This window comes from Saprospiraceae bacterium, from assembly GCA_016714025.1.
Lineage (GTDB): Bacteria > Bacteroidota > Bacteroidia > Chitinophagales > Saprospiraceae > Vicinibacter.
In genome coordinates this window covers 417,182-437,201 of sequence record JADJOB010000001.1, presented here as the reverse complement: position 1 = coordinate 437,201, position 20,020 = coordinate 417,182, and the positions used below count along the sequence as shown (strand labels likewise).

The 20,020-nt window shown below is 36.9% G+C and carries 15 protein-coding genes; 6 read left to right on the top strand and 9 right to left on the bottom strand.

What is annotated here, in order from left to right:
* Positions 1 to 12: 12 nt before the first annotated feature.
* Positions 13 to 2,631: an LPS-assembly protein LptD gene (locus IPJ80_01675; protein ID MBK7912191.1), complete on the bottom strand. Its 2,619-nt coding sequence runs from the start codon at positions 2,629 to 2,631 to the stop codon at positions 13 to 15.
* Between the two features lie 65 nt (positions 2,632 to 2,696).
* Here IPJ80_01675 and IPJ80_01670 point away from each other — a divergent pair, with 65 nt between their 5' ends.
* From IPJ80_01670 to IPJ80_01650, 5 genes are all read left to right on the top strand, one after another.
* Complete coding sequence (locus IPJ80_01670) at positions 2,697 to 3,812, top strand: N-acetylmuramoyl-L-alanine amidase (protein ID MBK7912190.1); 1,116 nt, start codon at positions 2,697 to 2,699, stop codon at positions 3,810 to 3,812.
* 76 nt (positions 3,813 to 3,888) lie between these two features.
* Positions 3,889 to 4,917, top strand: a complete 1,029-nt coding sequence (locus IPJ80_01665; protein MBK7912189.1) for an MCE family protein — start codon at positions 3,889 to 3,891, stop codon at positions 4,915 to 4,917.
* A 221-nt stretch (positions 4,918 to 5,138) separates the two neighbouring features.
* The gene (locus IPJ80_01660) at positions 5,139 to 8,303 is read left to right on the top strand and encodes a histidine kinase (GenBank protein MBK7912188.1); all 3,165 of its coding nucleotides are present in this window, start codon (positions 5,139 to 5,141) and stop codon (positions 8,301 to 8,303) included.
* A 2-nt stretch (positions 8,304 to 8,305) separates the two neighbouring features.
* Entirely contained in the window at positions 8,306 to 9,055 is a 750-nt protein-coding gene (locus IPJ80_01655; protein ID MBK7912187.1) for a response regulator transcription factor, read from the top strand.
* Between the two features lie 334 nt (positions 9,056 to 9,389).
* On the top strand, positions 9,390 to 11,981 hold the full coding sequence (locus tag IPJ80_01650) for a serine hydrolase (protein MBK7912186.1): 2,592 nt from the start codon (positions 9,390 to 9,392) through the stop codon (positions 11,979 to 11,981).
* Between the two features lie 77 nt (positions 11,982 to 12,058).
* Here IPJ80_01650 and IPJ80_01645 read toward each other — a convergent pair whose 3' ends face one another.
* The 7 genes from IPJ80_01645 to IPJ80_01615 form a co-directional block, all read right to left on the bottom strand.
* Entirely contained in the window at positions 12,059 to 14,098 is a 2,040-nt protein-coding gene (locus tag IPJ80_01645; protein ID MBK7912185.1) for a T9SS type A sorting domain-containing protein, read from the bottom strand.
* Between the two features lie 123 nt (positions 14,099 to 14,221).
* Positions 14,222 to 14,737 carry a GNAT family N-acetyltransferase gene (locus tag IPJ80_01640; protein ID MBK7912184.1) on the bottom strand — a complete coding sequence of 172 codons (516 nt, stop codon included), beginning with the start codon at positions 14,735 to 14,737 and terminating at the stop codon, positions 14,222 to 14,224.
* A gap of 24 nt (positions 14,738 to 14,761) precedes the next feature.
* Positions 14,762 to 15,145 carry a cupin domain-containing protein gene (locus IPJ80_01635; GenBank protein MBK7912183.1) on the bottom strand — a complete coding sequence of 128 codons (384 nt, stop codon included), beginning with the start codon at positions 15,143 to 15,145 and terminating at the stop codon, positions 14,762 to 14,764.
* 10 nt (positions 15,146 to 15,155) lie between these two features.
* Entirely contained in the window at positions 15,156 to 15,569 is a 414-nt protein-coding gene (locus tag IPJ80_01630; GenBank protein MBK7912182.1) for a DUF1648 domain-containing protein, read from the bottom strand.
* A gap of 155 nt (positions 15,570 to 15,724) precedes the next feature.
* On the bottom strand, positions 15,725 to 16,963 hold the full coding sequence (locus IPJ80_01625; protein ID MBK7912181.1) for a DUF4153 domain-containing protein: 1,239 nt from the start codon (positions 16,961 to 16,963) through the stop codon (positions 15,725 to 15,727).
* A gap of 25 nt (positions 16,964 to 16,988) precedes the next feature.
* Positions 16,989 to 17,285, bottom strand: coding sequence for a transcriptional regulator (locus IPJ80_01620; protein MBK7912180.1), 297 nt, complete (start codon positions 17,283 to 17,285; stop codon positions 16,989 to 16,991).
* Positions 17,282 to 17,920, bottom strand: coding sequence for a hypothetical protein (locus IPJ80_01615; protein ID MBK7912179.1), 639 nt, complete (start codon positions 17,918 to 17,920; stop codon positions 17,282 to 17,284). The genes IPJ80_01620 and IPJ80_01615 overlap by 4 nt, the downstream gene beginning before the upstream one ends.
* A 189-nt stretch (positions 17,921 to 18,109) precedes the next feature.
* Here IPJ80_01615 and IPJ80_01610 point away from each other — a divergent pair, with 189 nt between their 5' ends.
* Positions 18,110 to 19,384, top strand: a complete 1,275-nt coding sequence (locus IPJ80_01610; GenBank protein ID MBK7912178.1) for a hypothetical protein — start codon at positions 18,110 to 18,112, stop codon at positions 19,382 to 19,384.
* Between the two features lie 85 nt (positions 19,385 to 19,469).
* Here IPJ80_01610 and IPJ80_01605 read toward each other — a convergent pair whose 3' ends face one another.
* Positions 19,470 to 20,000, bottom strand: coding sequence for an SRPBCC family protein (locus IPJ80_01605; GenBank protein MBK7912177.1), 531 nt, complete (start codon positions 19,998 to 20,000; stop codon positions 19,470 to 19,472).
* Between the last annotated feature and the right edge of the window lie 20 nt (positions 20,001 to 20,020).

Sequence of the window (20,020 nt, the reverse complement as noted above, 5' to 3'; positions counted from 1 at the left end):
AATTCATTGAAACTACCTTCGGGCTCCTGAAAACGATTGATTGCTTGGCAATCGGATAAATTCCAGTGATCCTGGTTTGACTCCTAAAGTAAAAGAATAATAGCCAAATTGGGGAGACCAATCAAATTTCATTAACCAGCAATGTAAATCGCGTTCAAGTCCAAAACTTGGATATTGAATTCCTTTTTTATCAAAATTATAACTGATGTTGTTGATATTGATCCTCCATTTATTGGTAAGCGCAATGCTACCAGTTAAAGTAATGTTATGCAGCGTTCGTTCAAAGGTGTCTTTTCCTGTAGCTAAGCGGGTATGTCTGAAATTAATAATATGCTGTATGTTAAAATTGTAAAACAGTTCAGGCAAGGCTGCTTGTCCATTGTCTTTTTTATTTAAAATTTCTTTATTAAACAGTCCAATTAACTGTCCAATATTGATGTTTGTGTTAATATTAATAAACGAACTCGTGAGGTACACAAGTTTTTTATTTAAGTTGAGTGCATACGATTGACTCCGAATTTCATTTCCATTTAATAGGGTCCGACCATAAGGATCCATCGTAATTCCATAATACAAGGTAGTGTATCCCTTAAATATGCGACTGCTTCCACTACCGGATATCAAGCTAAGTTTGAAGGAGTCTGCAAACACATTGTAATTCGCTGAAAAATTGAAACCTTCCAGCAATGCAATTTTTTTAGCGGTAGAATCTTTTTTGGAATAGTATTTTAGTTCAACCCGATTGCCAATGTTGAAATTTATATTAAAATTTTCTGAAGGCACAGAGGATGTTCCAAATGGACTTTTTCCATAAATCAAGTATTCATACCTGCGGTTAAATGAATCACGTAAGTCAGAGTCAACTTGCTTAAAATAATTGAATGGATTTTTATGGTAGTCTGGAGCATAACTCATAGAAATGGTAGGAGTTACTTGATGTCTTATTCCTCTAAACCAGGATTTGGAGGATTGGATTTGTCCAAAGATCTGAGTTCCCAAACTTGCGCCGGTGCTGAACGTACGAAATGGATAAAATCCGGATTTATATTTAGTTTGGGTCAGACCAAACAAAGAATCTATCCCTAAAGTATCCTTTAATATGGTGTCCAGTAAAATTTTTTCTTGTTTATGAAAGAAAAATTCTTCATTGTAATTGATGCTCGGTGTAAGATTAAAATATTTTAATACTTTGAATGTTGCATTGATATCAGCGCGGTGTTTTATTCCATAAACTAAATCTTTTTCAAAGCCCTTTTGAAATATACTGGTATCGGTTGTGTTTAATGTATTCTGAAATTGAGCACCATAACTTAAGTTAATCCGGTCATACCATTTTTCAGATTGAGAAATGCGATTTTTATTTTTAAAGGGATTGATGGTACGCATTTGTACGTTTAATTCAGGAAGTGTCAGATTTAATTCGTGGGTAATTAAATTCTGTGAGTGACTCATTGCAGCAGATAAACTAAACGGACTGTTTGGAAAAGTATATCCGTAGTTAAAATTTGATCGCAAGACATTTTGTAAGGACTGTCTGGTATCCGAATAGACTGTTTTACTAAAACCCTTGGTTTCGATGTTCATGCTACCACCAAAGGTTTGATACGGATGTGCACCGGCTTCCTGATTGTGGCTCCAACGGAGACTTATGGGACGGTTTATATTCTTTTTATAATCGCCGGAAATTTCCTGAATCCGATTTTCGAACTGAAGTGAAAAATTGCCATTGTAACGGTAACGCCATTTGTAATTTCCACTGACATTTATTTTAAATGAACCTTTAAAAAAGATGTCCGTTAAAAATTTCAAATCCACATGATCATTTAAAGGCAGATAATACCCGATACCGGCTAGCCCAAAACCGCGATCATCGTATTGATATTCTTTGGGAAATAAAATCCCGGATTGTGCGTCTCTGGAAATTGGAAAAAAACCAAAAGGTAACCAGATGGGCGTGGGTATTCCTTCAATTTCTATATTGGAAGGACCGACCACCACCAATTTATTTGGAATTATTTTTTGTCGGGTACTTGCTATGCCAAAATGGGGTTTTTCTGCATCGCAGGTCGTGATTAATGCATGTTTATTGTAAATGATGTCATCCCCCTGGCTGCCGCTACTTTGTTTGGAGATAAATTTGGTTTGACTGCCATGGATGTATAAATCTTCTTCATGGGTTACCACTTCCTCAATCAAACCTTTTTTAGATTTAAAATTGTAAGTGATTTTTTTAGCTTTAAAAGATTGATCTGTTTCTTTAAATTGAGGAACTCCGGTCAAATTTCCACTAGAATCTGTTTGCGGTAAGGCGATTGCAAGATTCGTATTCAATTCAATACGAATGTAATCTGCCCGAATGTCCATGGTTTTATAATGGATGAATGCATTTTTGTATAAATGAATGACCCGTTCTTTGTAGTCAAACCGCACCCGGTCGTCTGCCCCATAATCCACCGGAACATCGATGCTATCAGGAGAAACCAGATACAATGCACCATTTCGAATGACCAGGGAATCCGATCTGGGAATACGAGTGGACGGCCTTTCCGGATTGGGCAAACTGTCCAGAATCTGGGCTGGTAAATTATAGTGTAAACTATATATTATAAAAAAAATAAATACTTTATTCAAAAAAAGATATAAATTTATATATATTAAATTATTTAATATGTATATTTGTACTAAGAAAACTCAAAATGCAAAACTACGATAACAGGGCATGCCTTGCAATGCAATTTATTGTCTATAATTTAATAAGCTTAACGCTTTATTTTGGTCCATTTATATCCACGGCTCAAAATTTGTCATATTACGGTGGACCGACCATCGTTTTAGATCCCGGACACGGGGGGCAGGATGACGGTGCAAAGGGGAAGGATTGCTCTGAAAAGCAAATAACCCTGGCTGTTTGTAAAAAAGTGCAGGGTATTCTGGCTGAAAAACTTCCCAAGGCTGCTGTCTATTTTACCCGGGAATCGGATGTCTTTGTCGCTTTGCATGAACGCGCCCGGATTGCGAATGACCTTGATGCCGAGCTGTTTATTTCTGTCCATTGCAATGCAGTGCCATCAAATCAGTCAAAGGTCAGGGGAACAGAAACTTATGTGATGGGATTGCATAAGGCCAGGGAGAACCTGGAAGTAGCCAGAAGGGAAAACAATGCAATTGCTTTAGAACATGCCAGTGATATTCACTATAAAGGCATTGATTTCGAATCACCGGAGTCCTTTATTGTACTCAATCATATCCAGGATCAGCATTTGCAAAAAAGCATCACTTTGGCAAAATCCATTGAATCCGAGTTCGATTTAGAGCATCCTGGGCATAGTAAAGGGGTCAAACAGGCAGGATTTCACGTATTGCATCAAGTGAGTATGCCCGCGGTTTTGATTGAGTGCGGTTACATGACCCATCCGGAGGAAGTATCGTATTTGTGCTCAGCCAAAGGCCAACAGGAACTCGCCGAAATGATTGCACGAGGCATTGTGCGGTATTTCTCAGTCAACCCGATCTATCCTAGCATTGCTATGCAGGACATTCAATCCAAAGCAGCTGTAAAGTCTGTTTCAGAGGAGTCCTTGGTTATTTATAAAATTCAACTTGCTGCTGCCAAGAACAAACCAGCCCAGGGATCTGTTTGGTATTCGGATCCTAATTACGAAATTCTTCAGGAGGACGGTGCATACAAATTGGTTTATGGAAGTTTTATAAGCCAGGAAGATGCAAACGAGGAAAAGGAACGAATGAAACAGCAAGGTTTTAAAGATGCTTTTATCATTAAGTTTAAAGAAGATCAGAAACAAACGAAATAGTCTGATAATGCCTCGGGGTCGCCTGATATAAAATACGTAAATTAGCACCTCTTTTTAAAAAAATAAATTCAGAGCCTTGCGCAACGAAGTTAAAGTCGGAATATTAGGTATTGTTACCCTAGCCTTGTTGATTTTTGGTTATAAATATTTAAAAGGCAGCAATTTGCTGGATCGTTCCAAAACCTATTACATCAAATATCCGGATGTTGGACAAATGGACCCTTCCTCACCGGTATTAACCAGAGGATATAAAGTGGGGACGGTTACTAAGTTGCAATTGGATCCAGACAATCCTAAAATGATCCTGGTTACCATTGAAGTTAAAAATGAAATAAACATTCCAAAATCGGTTAAGGCAATTTTAGTAAGTCAGGGATTAATTGGAGGAAAAGCAATCGTGCTTCAATTTGAAGAGTATTGTACCGATGATTGTTTGGCGAATAATTCCATAATTGCAAATGCTGAAATCGCCGGCACGCTCTCCAGTATGTTTAGTAAAGATGAATTAAAGGATTATACGCAAACATTTGGTGAAGAATTAAATCATATTTTGGATACAAGCAATGTAAATCAAAATGTTCAGGTTGCTGCCACCGTAAAAAATATACATTTCATATTAGACAATCTTGCAAAGGCTACTAAAAGTTTAAATCAATTGCTAAATGCCTCCACGGTACATTTGGATAAAACACTTTCAAATCTGGATGTATTGACCACGAGTTTAGCAAATAATGCAAATTCTGTTTCCAAGACTTTACAGAATATTGAAAAAATTTCTTCCAATATCAACCAATCGGATCCTGGCAAATTGGTAAAATCAACAGAAGAGACCATGCAAGAGCTCAATAAGACGCTTCGTGATAGTAAAGCGAGCATCGCCACTTTAAATTCTATTTTAACTGAAGTACAATCAGGCAATGGCAGTCTTACTAAATTAATCAAAGATCCTGCTTTATACCAAAATCTAAATAGCACCTCGCATAACTTAAGTCTGTTGATGCAGGATTTACGTCTCAATCCAAAGCGTTATATCCACGTTTCAGTATTTGGAAAAAAAGCAAAAGAATACAGCTTACCTGAAAACGATCCGGCAGAGAAACGTTAAAGCACCATGCTTTAAGTTTTTTTTTTTATTAAATTTACAAAACATGTGTAGGTATAAATGGGCTGAATCTGAATCTCAGCCATTCATTTGTCAAGCCGGACATTCATTGTAATACGATTTCTGAATTTAATTGTCCACCGGTCAATTGAAAATCGCATTGGGTCAATTCTTTAAAGTAAATGGATTTTTATTGACTCATTATTTTAGTAATTTTACAAGGAATGTCAACTTATGCTAAAGTAAACCCCTTTGTCAGTTTATGGGTGTGTGTAATAATGGGTTTGCTGGGCTCCTTTAATCTGATGGGTCAACAACATCGACTCAGCTTCCAACACTTAAATATTGAAAATGGACTCACCGATAATTCTATAAATTGTGCAACACAAGATGATGAGGGTTTTATTTGGATTGGTGGAGATTATGGTTTGTCAAAATTCAATGGGTATAGCTCCCGTTTAGTACAAGCTTGTCAAAAAGATACATCCGAAGGCAGCAATTTGCGAATTGCTTGTGTCTTTAAAGATAGCAAAGGGAGAATGTGGTATGGCTCTGTTGGTTTGATTTTATTTGATCCGATTTCAAAAGACTGTAAAATGTTTCGACATGAAAAAGGAAATGTCAACAGTTTACCTCACAACGATGTATTTGTAATAGTTGAAGACGAGTACCATACGATTTGGGTAGGCACCAGAAAAGGATTATTGAAATACAATGAGCAATCACATGATTTTATAAATTATGTTCATGATACTATTGGGACTGCATCTGAAATTCATGCTAAGAATCGCATCATCGACATGGTGGCCGACCAAAATGGGTCTTTATGGATGACCACCTTATCTGGATTATATCGTTTTTCAATTGCGACAAAAACCTTTGATGAATATCTGTTGGATCCCATAAACAGGACTTCTGAAATTGAAAATCACAGTACGTTTTTAAGTCTCGATAAAAAAGGAAGCATTTGGATCAATTATTATTCAAAGGGAATCTATTTATTTGACACCGTTCGAAAGAACTATGAACGCATCCACTTTCCAACGATTGCGATGCAAAATGCTTCAAAACGGATCAGTGATCTATTTTGTGATTCGAATGGAAATACCTGGGTCGCCACTACGTTCAATGGAGTTTTGTTTTATAATAATAATTTAAAAGAATGGCAACATTATACACACGATCCATTCAACATAACTAGTTTGTCAGATGATAAAACGACTTCAATATTTGAGGATGACGCAGGAATGATTTGGATTGGTACTTCAAGCAGGGGTATTGATCGGGTAAATTTATCAGGCGAACCGTTTGACCTGTATGTCTTACAACCTGGAAAACAATTCTCCATGTGTGAAAATGATATCACCAGTTTTTGTGAAGATAAAAAGTCAAATTTATGGATTGGGACTAAAAACGGCTTGATGTATTTCGACTTTAAATCAAATGCGTTTAGCTGTTTCAAACATGATTTGAATGATCGAAATTCGCTTTCAGATAATTACATCTATGGGGTTGATATGGATTCGTCAGAAACGATCTGGATTGCAACAGAAAATGGACTTAATTCGTACAATCCGAAGTCTAAAATTTGGAATCGTTATTTGTATTCAAAAAGCAATCCGAATTCTTTACCAGGAAGAATTGCTTTTGATGTTGAAGTACGTAAAAATGGCGAAGTTTGGGTTGCAAGCAACAGTCTTGTTTGTCGACTAAAATCCAAACAGGGATTTTTTGAGAATCGATACAATAATCCAATCATTGAAAAGTTGCGGCATTCTTTTTATATAACAATCTTTGAAGATAGCAGAAAAACGCTGTGGCTATCCACTGCACGTGCCGGAATATTGAATGTGAATGATTCATTTAGAATTCTGTATTCGCGTTTCCATACTACTGATTTTAAAGCAAGCATGGTACATCAATTTACAGAAGATTCAATCGGAAATATTTGGATGGCTTCTGATAAAGGAATTTATATTTGGATTAGATCCAGTGGAAAAATACTCCCTATCGAAACCAATGATCCCATTTTAAAAGGGGACATTCGATCCATTGTCTTAGCCAGCAATTCAAACCTTTGGGTAGGTACGCATCAAGGATTGTATCAGGTCAAAATGCTTCCAGATTATACCATGGATACGTTTACGAGATTTACCAGCAGTGATGGACTTCAAAGCAATGCGTTTAACACATTTGCAGGAATCAAATTAAAATCAGGAGCCCTGTGTTTTGGGGGGATAAATGGTTTTAATATTTTTAATCCGGAGCAGATCCGATCCAATCAATACATACCTAAAGTACAAATTGAATCTTTTAAAATAGGAAATCAAGCGTATGATATAGTAAATCAAAATGGCATGACTGAGTTGAACTTGAACCATACTCAGAATTCATTTTCTTTTGAAATGACTTCCCTTAATTACAACCATCCGGAGAAAAATCAATATGCCTATCAATTGGTGGGTTTTCATGAAAACTGGGTGCATACCGGTACCTATCGCTTCGTAAGTATCAACAATGTACCTCCTGGAAAATATACATTGCATGTAACTGCCTCAAACAATGACGGTATATGGAATAAGCAAGGTCGTCAATTACACATAACGATATCCGCTCCCTATTGGAAAACAAATTGGTTTAGATCATTGCTGGGTTTACTTGCAATCAGCATCGGATACTTTATTTACACCAGAAGAATCAATTCAATAAAGAAGTTAGAGCAGTTGAATTCAGATACCGTGCGGCAAATTGCAGAAGCTCGATTAATAGCACTAAGGGCACAAATGAACCCACATTTTATTTTTAATTCCTTAAATGCGATTCAACATCTCATTTCAGAATCAGAAAGTGAACTCGCACTTAGATATCTTTCGAAATTTTCAAAACTGATCAGGCTAATTTTAAAAAATGCAAATAAGAATACCCATACGATCGCAGAAGAATTAAAGATTTTGGAGTATTATTTGGAGTTAGAGTCTCTTCGGTTTTCTCCAAAATTCTCCTATCATTTTGACATTGACCCAAAACTAACTATCGATACGATCGAAATTCCATCAATGCTTATTCAGCCTTTTGTCGAAAATGCTTTGGTCCATGGATTGCTCCATAAAGAAGCAGCAGGATATGTTGAAATTCGTTTGATTAAAAACGAGAAGTTTCTGATCTGTTCAATTACTGACAACGGGATTGGAAGAGAAGCTGCTGCCATCATTCAAAAGCAGAAAGGGCTCGTTCATGAGTCGATGGCTGTCCGGCTAAGTACCGAACGTGTTGACATGTTGGCCAGATTGAGCAATCATAAAGTATCCATTGAAATTAATGATATAAAAGATGCACAAGGTACGATAATTGGAACTTGCGTAACGATTGAGATTCCATTAGATTTATAATTATGATCAAAGCAATTATTATAGAAAATGAACCCAGAAGCATCAAGCTGCTTAAAAATTTGTTGTTTGAGTATTGTCCGGAAGTCCTTGTCGTTGGTGAGGCTCAAAGCGTTGAGGAAGGTTACCATTGCATCATGCAACATCAACCTGATGTTATTTTTTTGGACATTGAGTTGCAACGAGAGTCCGGATTTGATTTATTGAATAAGTTTGTTGACATCCAGTTTGAAATTATTTTTACTACTGCTTTTGAACAGTATGCGCTGAAAGCAATTAAGGCATGTGCTCTGGATTATTTATTAAAACCCATCGATATTGATGAAATGCAATTGGCAGTTGGTAAAATTAAGAATGCCACAGCAACCAGTAAATCCAATAAAAAAATAGCCGTATTAAAGCAAAATTTGAATGAATCTAAATCTGAAGTATATCAATTGGCACTTCCTTCAATTGATGGATTGACTATTGTTCGGGTCAATGAAATTATGTATTTGCGATCAGATCGCCAGTATACTATCTTTTATTTGAATTCAGGGGAGAAATTGGTAACTTCAAAAAACCTGGGTGAATATGAAGAATTATTATCGGAGAATAATTTTTTTAGAGTGCATCATTCATCAATCGTAAATATTGCAGAAGTAAGAAAATATTTGCGGGGTGAAGGTGGTTCGGTGGTTATGAGTAATGGCGAACAAATTGAAGTTGCCAAACGAAGAAAAGACGATTTTTTAAGTAATTTCATTCGGAGATAATTTGTGTTTTTCCGGATGCCAGTTGTATATTAGTTTCTGCCACAAGTCAATTCTCGCTTTACAGGTTTTCTAATTGATACATATTTGTGAAGGATTAAATAAGTTGATTTTTATTTAATCTACAATCAAGCTTTAACCTTACCTATTTATTTATTCAATACTTTTTACTTCTGACTTTTTAGTTCAGTGGGTTATTTTATTTTAATGATTGTCATAGGACCTGTGTGCCGGGCAATTGGTTTGTAAAGTCATTAAAGGGTCTTTTGACGGTACTTCAATGACTGCTAGGTTTTATTAGAATAAATTAAATTATTATTTACTTATAATGCTAACTATGAAAAAATTAATTCAATTGGTTATTGTGTTTTTCACATTTGCAAATGCAATTGGGCAGTCTTTTAATCCTAATTTGGCTTCTAAGTTGCAACAGAAATTGGATGCATTGGTGTCGTCAAATCCCAACACGAAAGGGATGGCTGCAAGTGTCTATTATCCTGGTCAAGGGATATGGACGGGAGCAAGCGGCCTGTCGTACAGTGGACATCCAATTACGGCGGACATGGAGTTTGGACTGGCCAGTAATTCTAAATTATTTACTTCGGTAATGTTGTTAAAGCTTGCGGAGCAACACGTGTTATCATTGGAGGATTCACTCCATGAATGGTTGCCAAATTATAATAACATCAATCCAAATGTCACAATTCGTCAACTATTGAATCATCGAAGTGGCATCGATGATATGTTTTCTACACAGGCGCATTTGGATTCTATATTAAAAAAGCATGACCGGATTTGGAAACCAGAGGAAGTTTTAAAATGGATAGGCCCCATGCGATTTACTCCTGGTACGAATTTTTATTATTCAAATACAAATTACATCCTGGCAGGTTTAATTGTCAAAAGTGCCACCGGACAATCAATCGCAAAGCTCATCAGAGATAGCTTATTGACTCCACTGCAATTAGACAGCACATTCTTTGATGTTGAAGAAGCACCGGTTGGAACGATTTCGCATCGATGGTATAATGAAATTGATTTTCACGATACGTCCAGATTGTCTTTAAATAGCGCTGGCGGGCCTGCAGGTGCTATATTTTCAACTGTAAATGAAATGGCACAATGGTATCATGCATTGTTGGATGGAAATATCTTATCACCAAGTTCTTTAGCTGAGCTGACTAATTTTCTCACTCCTGGAAATTACGGATTGGGTTTTGCAAAATATACTTTCTTTGGAAATCTCTGTTGGGGACACGGAGGGCAAACACTGGGTTATAAAACACGTATGATTTATGATCCTTGCATGAAAGCGGTAGTTTGTGGACTTTCAAACTCTTTTCCTTCGGCATCTGATGGAATCACGGCATCATTGTATCAGGTATTGGTAGATTATTTACCAGCTTGTCCAGGTTTAATCTCTGGATTGACTACAGTTTGCCAGGGACAATCGAATGTAGTCTATACCGTACCGGCTATTAAAAATGCAACGAGTTATCTATGGACCTTGCCTGATGGAGCACAAGGCTTTAGTACAACGAACAGTATCAATGTTCATTTTGGATCAAATGCAGTTTCCGGAATGATAAGCGTACGGGGTGTAAATGATTATGGAGAAGGAGCTATCGCAAAATTAGCAATCACTGTAAATCCAATGCCCAATGCCATTATTACCGCAAATGGCCCAACAACAATTTGTCAAGGAAGCAAAGTGGTGTTAACTGCAAATCAAGCCAGTTCATATCTTTGGAATACAGCTGCCAAAACACAAAGCATTGAAGTGGCAACTGCTGGAAATTATATTGTAACGGTAACTAATTCTTATGGATGTAAGGCTGTATCCAATCCAACTACCGTAAAAGTTATAACAATTCCTGGAATGCCGGATCCAATTGTTGGACAAACATTTGCCGTGTGCGCAAATTCAAGTGGAACGTATTCCGTGACCCAAGTAAATGATGTGCAATATTATTGGACTCCTCCACCTGGATCAACTATTACCCAAGGACAGGGAACGAATTCAATTAGTATAAACTTCAACGGCAATTTTATAGGTGGAAGTTTAAGTGTGTTAATGTATAATGCCTGTGGTTTAGGTCCAAAAAGAAAAATAACGATAAGCTCTGTTCCAGCCGTGCCTGGTTCAATCGTTGGAAAAGTGTATGCAAATTGCAATGCGACTTCCAGTTATTCAATACGAACTGTTGAATCGGCTTTAAATTATACCTGGACTACGGACATTCCAGGTGCAGAAATTACCACATTTCAAAGTCCGGGAGATACCGCTGTGAGTATAAAGTTTCAACAATTTTATAGTGGGTACATACAAGTCTCCGCGAATAATAATTGTGGTTCCAGTGCCCCCAGAAAATTGCTTGTATATGGCGTTCCTTCAGTTGCAGGAACAATTTATGGAAATACCTCGCCATGCGCAGGTACAACACAGAACTATTACATTGCGGCAGTTACCGGTGCAACATCATACCAATGGACGGTTCCTACCGGATCTGTAATAATTTCAGGAAGCAATACCAATAACATCAAAGTATTAATTGGTGCAAATGGAGGTGATGTTTCAGTAATTGCAAAAAATGCATGTGGTAATGGTCCAATTAAAAAACTTACAATAACGGTTCCATGTCAAAGTATTAAACAGCCGGATGATATGGGCTTGAGCTTATCTGTTTATCCCAATCCATGCAATGAATCGGTTCACCTAAGTTTTAATGAGACAAAATTTGGGACAGGGCTCATTCAGATAACAGATTTTAAGGGGACATTATTACAAGAATTTCAGCATGCTTATGTTTCTGGAAGCAATACAGCCATTGTTCAATTAAATGGTTTAAGCAATGGAATTTATTCTTTGCATTGGATTTCAAATGATAAAATTAAAACAGTTAAACTTATCAAGATAAATTCCAATTAAAATATATTGGAAACTTTAAGATCGCCTGGACTACCTGCTTAGTCCAGGCGATTTTAAAGTTGAGTTATAAATTATATTTATTCAACAATCAGTTTTTTTGATATTTGATCATGCCCATGAACGAGCTCAATTATATAAACACCTTTCACCAAATTGGAAACTGTCAACGGTATTTTGTGCAAACCGGAAGCCAAGGTTCCGTTTATAAAAGATTGAATCTTTGTTCCGTGAATATCAAAAATAGATAATGAAACATCCTGGGATTCATTCAATTCAAAATTTACAAATGTCTGTGTACTGGCAGGATTTGGTATGATTTGGAATTTACTATTAGATGTTGATTCGTTGGTTGCAGTTACAGGAATGGATGCTTTCAAGGTAATGATGCTGTATGCTGGTAAGGAAATGTTAGTTTGCATACCACTTACATTCAAGTTGCTGGATTTCCAATAATTATTTAAATAGGAGGTATATTGATCGAATTGCAATCCGCTATAAGGTAAATTTAATAAAGCAGTTTGAACGGAATTTCGTGTATTGATGAGGACGATGGTCAAGCTATGGTCGGTTTCATGCAAATAAGCACTGCCCAATAAATCTGTTGAACCATTTGTAATGCAGGAAATGCGTTGAGCTCCCGGACGAATGAATTTATAATAATGTTTAGCTGCATTGTATTTTGGCGAATTGGTAGAAGCATTTGAATTGGTTAATCCATAATTTGTAACATTGCCATTGTTGTCAGCCGTTGTAAATGTCCAATATATCCATGCACTTTCCATGCCGGTTGTTAAAGCCTGATGAATGCGAATTCCAATTCCAAAAGCACCGTCTCCTGGAAATCCATTTGCCGGAAATAACCATTCCGGACTTTCTCCAGACGTTTCGGTCATCCAGGATTTTTTATTGAAGGAAGAAAATCCTTTGATGTTTGCAGGAATTCCTGGTGCGGGACTGGCATTCCATCCATTGACCCACCAATTCCATAAATTTGGATTGGCACCCGCAGCTGTTACACCATCATTTGCATATCCGTGAATGCAGAAAAAGTCAATGGCTTTTAATGCATCGGGATCTTGTCCGATGGATCGCAGGTATTGTAAATTTTTATGAGTAGGGCCACCGTATTCCCATAGTCCATAGGAATCACCGCCCAATAAATCCTCAGGCCCCATGATGCGGATGGATTTTAGTTCAGGATATTTATCAAATTCATTTCGAACAGCTTTAAGTGCGGCTATGTATTGCAATGAAAGGGGATAGGTCATGCTGGAATAATACTCTTCAAAATTTAATTCATTTTGAATGCTGATTGCATAAAAATTCATCTTATGAAATCGTTGATATCCGGCAATGTATGCAGCCGTACTGCGTGCAAATTGAGTCAGTGAAGAAGTAGGTCCGGTTCCGCCCTGAGATAGATCATTAAATACTGCAAGGGGTGTCCCTGAAACATCCAAACGACCTCCTGCAAAATTACCGCCCCATACAAAAGGCCAAGGAGTATTGGCAACCGGTCCAGGCCACCAGTTTTGATTGTAGCGATTTCCGGAACTTACTTTCAACCAGGGGAGCGGCGACCAGATAGATCCTACCAATTTGAAGTCACCCAATTGCGGGATCTTGGCTTTTCCATTTGTAATGGCTCCATCCGTCTGATATCGAAAATAGCTGATGTTTTTTTCTAAATCCGGACCCATTACGGCAATGGGTGCATTTCGCCCTCCAAAAGTTCTTGAGTAATCTGTAGGATTTGTATACGTTCTCACCCGATTTCCTTCAGGACCATCCGGATTGGCAGGGTCTTCAAAGTTAAATACGCTTTTTACGGATGAACCCATAAACCAGGGTGAGAAATAACTGAGATCTGAATAGGGAGCAATTAAACTGGGAGTCAGATCCACTCTATAAATGCTGCAGCCCATATCATCGAAATACAATTGATTCCACCAGGTTTGATTTACGGAAGCATCGCCCTGATGGGCTCCAAATCCATCAATAAACTGGTATTTTGTATTCGTAGATATACTGATCATTGGAGTTTGCGAAAATGCAGTAATAAAAACCAATAGGAAGCATAAGCAAGTAAGGTGTTTGTAGTACGTATTCAGTTTCATTTATTTTGATTTGAGGCTAAGGCTTATTCAACAAGACTGTACAAGATACAAAAATGTTGCCTGAGGTTTTTTAAAAAGGAGATATTATTTAATTGATGTACACTTTGAATGCATAGAAAATTCTCAGCTTGTTATGGTCTTTCTTGCTGCTTTATAAACAAACCATTCTTCACCATTTATTAAAAATGAATTAGCATAGTGCATGCCGATTTTTTGCAATACATGTATTGAGTTTACATTTTGTTTCATGGCCCTTCCTAAAATGATTTCCAGTTTCAAATGTAGAAATCCATAATTCAAACTTGCTCTTGAAACTTCAGTTGCAAATCCTTGTCCCCAGTACATTTTAAAAAATCTAAAACCTAGATCATATTCATTGAGATCCGGATTGTATTTTATACCACACCATCCTAAAAATTGATCGGTTGTTTTATGGATTACAGCCCATCGCCCCAATCCAGGCGCCTGGGTTTTGATGTATTGCATTATAAAATGGTTTGCTTCCTCCACCGATTGGAATGGAACATCCCCGGTATATTTTAGTACTTCCGGATCTTGATTTAAATTAAAAAGAGCAATGCCATCTTCAATAATAAAGGGTCGCAGCACAGTGCGTTCTGTTTCCAGGAATTGCATGATCAAAAATAATTCTTTTACAATAAATCAGATCCATTCCAATTCGTTTATTGTCATCTCACTTTTCACTGTTCCGGTATGTGCAGTTTCTTTGGGTTCAAACAATAGATTAAAAACCAGTTCACCATCTGTATGGGGTCGGTGTTCAACACCTTTTGGGACGATCAAAATTTCTCCTTCATGAACTGCTACTGTTGTACCATCTCTAAAATCCATCAACAAGGTTCCTTTAAAAACCATAAACAATTCATCTTCATGTTCATGACTGTGCCAGACAAAGTCGCCTTTAAGTTTGCATAATTTAACGTATTGGCCGTTTAGTTCGCCAATAATATGTGGAGTCCAAAGTTTATCAAACAATGAAAATTTTTGCATTAAATTAATGGACTGAATATGCTGTTTAGCTTGCATGTGTTTGTATTTATTTTGATCTAAAAGATAAAATTAAAAAATAAGCAATACTCCCAATCAAACAAACTAAAGCAATGGGTAAAAACCAAAAGCCAAGTTCATGAGTTCCTCCTTTTGCAATAAGTATGGTTTTAATTATTAGCGAACTAAAAATCAAAACCAGGATTAATTTTACAAAGCGAAGCATTCTGGTAGCGATTGCATATTGTCTGAATTCATTTTCTTTCGTAATTTCAACCGGATAATTAAAGCGATGCGGATATTTTTTTAGTATGCTAAGTCCTATATTGAGTATGCTAGCAATACCGGCCAAAATAAATAAATTTGATTTACTTCCAAAACCATCTGCTTTTCCATATGCATTGTAATGTTGAGGTATTACTTCTGGCAAATCGGAAAAATTTGCAAGAAGAAAAACCCACATCGCAAGAAGCGCAATCCAGCTGCAAACTTCAACAAGGCTGTCTACAGTACTTTCTTGATTTTTATTTTTAAATCTGGTGTCTATACTATTTGTTTTAAAGTTTTACAAGCTGTAAAGTCCATTGGCTCAGTTTATGCCATCATGTGCTTTATGCATTAGTTGAATTGAAAAATAAATGGAAATATAAAAGTAACCAAACAGATCCACAAAATGTAAACCGGAATAAAAAGAACGATGGAATATTCCACCCGTTGAATTTCAACTTTTTTAAATACATGTCTCGTAAGTTGAATCGTTATAAAAACCAGGTGAATCAGCATCAAAGTATTTGCACCCAACACAGCCAATCGGTTGGGTGTAATTCCCCATTCTGAAATTCTATATAAAATGGCAGAAAGTGCGATTCCATTTACAATTATGGTTACAAGGGACAATCCCAAAAGGATATAGCTTCCTAGTTTACCCGTGCGTTGTTTACCGGTTTCTGAAATTGAAAACAGGATAATAGCCATGACACCAATTAAGAGTGCATTAAAGATCATTAAAAACTCGCGGTCATTGTAGGGATCTTTTCCTGAATAGAAAATAGCCACTAAGTAAATTAGCAGCATGATGAATACCAGCGGACTAAAAATCCCCGCAATGACAGGAGAAATTTTATTTACCAGTTGTGGATTTGTTTGTGTTAAATACGTACCAAGTATTGGAGCAGCGGCAAGTCCGAAAATACCAAAGTAATTAAAATATAAATCCTCAATTTGAATTCCAATGACTGAAAACAATCCAATGGTAATGCCCGTAAGCATTCCACCTGATATTAAGATCAAGCCTGTTATAATGAGTAAGTCCCCATTGTAGCGCAGAAACTCAAGAATTTTGGATGTGTTTTTAAATTCCCCGCATGCATAGGAAAATCCTACGACAGCCCACAACAATAAAGGCAGGTGGATGCAAGCTAAAATCAAGCTATCACTTTTATCAGCGGACGGCAATAAATTTATATACACGACACTAAGAAGGAAAACAAGGCCGGCAAAGATTGTTTTTTTTATGGAAAGCCCTTTGTTCCATGCGAAATAACAAGTTAGCATTGGAAAGACAATAAATCCGATGTTTCTCTGATAAAACAACTCCGGATTTAAATTAAATAGCGATGGTATTTTAGCCAATAAGCCCGCAACAAGTGATGCAATCAATAAAAAGATAAGTTCATTTCGATTGCCCCAGGATATGTCGGGTCGATCATAGTTAATTCGTTCATTCCAATAAGCAAACAATTTTTGGTCCATCTGCTGGGGCTTAAGCAATTTCAAGGCTGCTTTAAATTCGGATTTATTGTCGCGGTACATTTTTTCCAATTGTTTTGGATTGTCAAGGTGTGATTGTATGTCCATGATCTTGTATTTTACGTTGACGGGTTTATTGTTTTTTTAAGAATTTTTCCAACAATTTTAAATGTGCATTAAAGGCTTTTTTTCCTTCACTGGTGGCACTGTAGCTGGTGTTTGGTTTTCGATCTATAAATTGTTTTTTTACTTTCAGATAACCTGCTTTTTCAAGCGCTGACAGATGGCTTGCGAGATTGCCGTCCGTTAGTTCAAGCAATTCTTTTAAGCTTTTAAATTCGACTTTATCGTTGACCATCAGTATGGACATGATCCCTAAACGGATTCGACTTTCAAATTCGCGATTCAGGCCATAGATCAATTCTTTCATCGTTCATAATTATAATAAAAGCGAATTCCGTAAGCGATGTGCAATACTCCAAATCCAATGGCCCAGCACAGCAATCCATAAGCTGGAACTAGGGCAGCAATCAATCCAAGAAGAATTTCCATTAATCCCAGATGGCGAATTTCAGTTCGGGTATAATGACTTGCATTTAATAAGGCAAGCCCGTAAAAAATCAGCATGGAAGGAAGGATCCATTCGATTTGTTGGTGCACGATGAGTATCAGGCAAAAAAGGGCACCGGTTAAGAATGGGATTAATAAGTTGATCAACAAACGTTTTGCTGTGGCATCCCAATGTTGCATTCCTTGCTTTTTAGCCAGCCGTTGGGTAAATAGGTAGGTGCTTAAAATGGACAGCAGTAAAACCAACAAGGCGTCGATTGTTAAAAAAACGGTTATGCTATGGGTAGATTCCTCTGAAGCACTTGCAAATTGTTTAAAATAGCTGTTTAAATTAAGGGATTGATCTTGAAGATACCAATAACCAACAGCAGCACCAACAAGTGCGTAAATTCCAATGCAGATACTGGAAAGTCCGCTGAGGGAAAGGAATCGGGAAGAGCGTTCCATGAGCTGTTTGATCTCAGAAAGTGTTTTTAAATGGTCTTGTTCGTTCATTGCAAAAGTACTTTGTAATGCAAAGTAAACGCATTTAAAGCGTATTATTGTATAATCCTGAAAGAAATTTCTTTTGAGGTAAGTATCATTCTAAATTCTTGTAGGAATTGCTTAAATGAAAAATCTCGGAGTTGGATATTTCTTGGGTTACGTATTTTTTTCTGTTAATTTGCTTTTATAATTGAATTCATGAAAATTGTGCTCCTCATTGGGATCAGCTTAATCGCTTGTATTTATTGGTTTTATGGCAGAAAATCTTTTCGAACGATTGAAAAGGATATTTCCTATGGACCCTTTACAATCCGTGCTACGGCAAATACGGGTCGCGAGCTCAACATGAATTATGGGATGGTTGACCGAACTCAGGTTGCCTATTCCATATTATACCAAGGCAAAGCCATTGAATTTCCAGACGGTTTACAAAGCAATACCGGCTTAGCTTTTTTATGGAATGTCTATGCTTTAGAAGGTGCGCGGCAACCCAGCCTGATAGCAGGCAGTCAGAATCTCTATTTAATTTATATCAACGAGGGAACTCCTGTCGTTGAGCCTTTGTTAAAACAATCCCACGATTTTGCTTCCTTGCAATTTTTAGATAGCAATCAGGGTCAGCCTGGTCTTTATGAAGAAGTATTTTCTAAAAGCGACACCGCCAATCTGGAGCAATTGAATCGTTTGGTCGGTGGCCGTTATTTAATGATTGGTGAACAAACGGTTCTTGATATTCAAACTTTTGAGAAATGGAATTTTCATGTTAACAATGATGCCATTGAAAATTATTCATTTCCGGCTCCACACGGTGCATTGGCATTTGCACCCGATCAAAAAAGCATCGTCTTTCTTGCAGAATTTCAATCCTGGAATGCACAGGATGAAGATTTGCCTGAATCTGAAAATGCCCTGGTGGTTTATAATTATTTAAATGATACGGGATATGTTGTTAAATTTGATAATACAGCGACCCGATTGATCAACATAAAGGAAGCAAATCTTGAATGGTTCAATCGATTTTTTGAATGGCGCAAAACGCAAGATGGCTATCATCTGGAATTGATCCAACATCAAAAACCTCCCAATTGGACCGGGCGATTTGATTCGACAGATGCTTATTATACCTTGTATCCGGTAAAGCCATCCATGCTGCCAGTTTTTTTAGATTTTGTTTTAAATCAATTGGGTTGGACGAAAGCAAACATAGTCCGGGATGAAACCCATGAATACACCGGTCATTGTTTAGATCTTGAGTTTGAAAATACCAAATTGGATATACGGTTTAAAGAAGACGAACAAAGCTTGTCATTCAGTAAGAATTTATATGTTGAAAATTCAACCAAATATGGATTGCTGGTAAATAAAATTGCCGATACGTTTGATGCTGAATTGCAATCCGGAAAATACCAGGAACATTTTGGACAGATACTCAATGAAACCAAGAAGATTCGGGGGGTGTATAAAGATAAATAAAGGCACAACTTTTTTAATCATTGCAGCTGCATAAACAAACTGGCTGTAAAATCAATTCAATTGCTGGTTGATAGGTATTGACAAACTAGTTTTCAAGTATGTTTTTCAAATTAGTCAAACTGATGTCCATATCCTTAGGAAGCATTTTTTCCATCATGGGGATCATGATGTTTACTGGATAGTTTAAGGTACCTGCATTGCTCCAGGATACTTTGGTTTGATTGTCAGCGATAGATTCTAATTCCATTATAATATAAGAAGACGTTTTCATAGGTTTTATAAAACGAATTTCTGCTTCCATTCTCTGGCCTTCGATGAGCTTTTTAATTTCCTTTTCTCCCTGACCGGCATCTTTGTTCCCGCTCCAGGCATAAATAAATCCTTCTGTCCCATCTGTGCCTTTATATTCTCTAATCCGATCTGAACCCGCCATCGCATTTTTGTTGAAATAGTCCTGGTTTTTAAGCAGCTTGATGTAGTCAAATACTTTTTGACGTGGCGCATTGATCGTGATTTCACATTTTACATAATGTTCTTTTTTCATGAAAAGTGCCAGGATTAAAAGCAATGCGATGATACCAACGATAGTCAACAAAATTATCAGTAGAATTTTCATTTCAATGTTTTAAACTGTTA

What these genes read in the sequence shown, in the direction of transcription:
- IPJ80_01630 (MBK7912182.1), bottom strand. Translation starts at nt 15,569, where the DNA reads ATGTGGGTTTTTCTTCTTGCAAATTTTTCCGATTTGCCAGAAGTAATA.
- IPJ80_01660 (MBK7912188.1), top strand. Translation starts at nt 5,139, where the DNA reads ATGTCAACTTATGCTAAAGTAAACCCCTTTGTCAGTTTATGGGTGTGT.
- IPJ80_01605 (MBK7912177.1), bottom strand. Translation starts at nt 20,000, where the DNA reads ATGAAAATTCTACTGATAATTTTGTTGACTATCGTTGGTATCATCGCA.
- IPJ80_01650 (MBK7912186.1), top strand. Translation starts at nt 9,390, where the DNA reads ATGAAAAAATTAATTCAATTGGTTATTGTGTTTTTCACATTTGCAAAT.
- IPJ80_01670 (MBK7912190.1), top strand. Translation starts at nt 2,697, where the DNA reads ATGCAAAACTACGATAACAGGGCATGCCTTGCAATGCAATTTATTGTC.
- IPJ80_01625 (MBK7912181.1), bottom strand. Translation starts at nt 16,963, where the DNA reads ATGGACATACAATCACACCTTGACAATCCAAAACAATTGGAAAAAATG.
- IPJ80_01635 (MBK7912183.1), bottom strand. Translation starts at nt 15,145, where the DNA reads ATGCAAGCTAAACAGCATATTCAGTCCATTAATTTAATGCAAAAATTT.
- IPJ80_01645 (MBK7912185.1), bottom strand. Translation starts at nt 14,098, where the DNA reads ATGAAACTGAATACGTACTACAAACACCTTACTTGCTTATGCTTCCTA.
- IPJ80_01655 (MBK7912187.1), top strand. Translation starts at nt 8,306, where the DNA reads ATGATCAAAGCAATTATTATAGAAAATGAACCCAGAAGCATCAAGCTG.
- IPJ80_01615 (MBK7912179.1), bottom strand. Translation starts at nt 17,920, where the DNA reads ATGAACGAACAAGACCATTTAAAAACACTTTCTGAGATCAAACAGCTC.
- IPJ80_01620 (MBK7912180.1), bottom strand. Translation starts at nt 17,285, where the DNA reads ATGAAAGAATTGATCTATGGCCTGAATCGCGAATTTGAAAGTCGAATC.
- IPJ80_01610 (MBK7912178.1), top strand. Translation starts at nt 18,110, where the DNA reads ATGAAAATTGTGCTCCTCATTGGGATCAGCTTAATCGCTTGTATTTAT.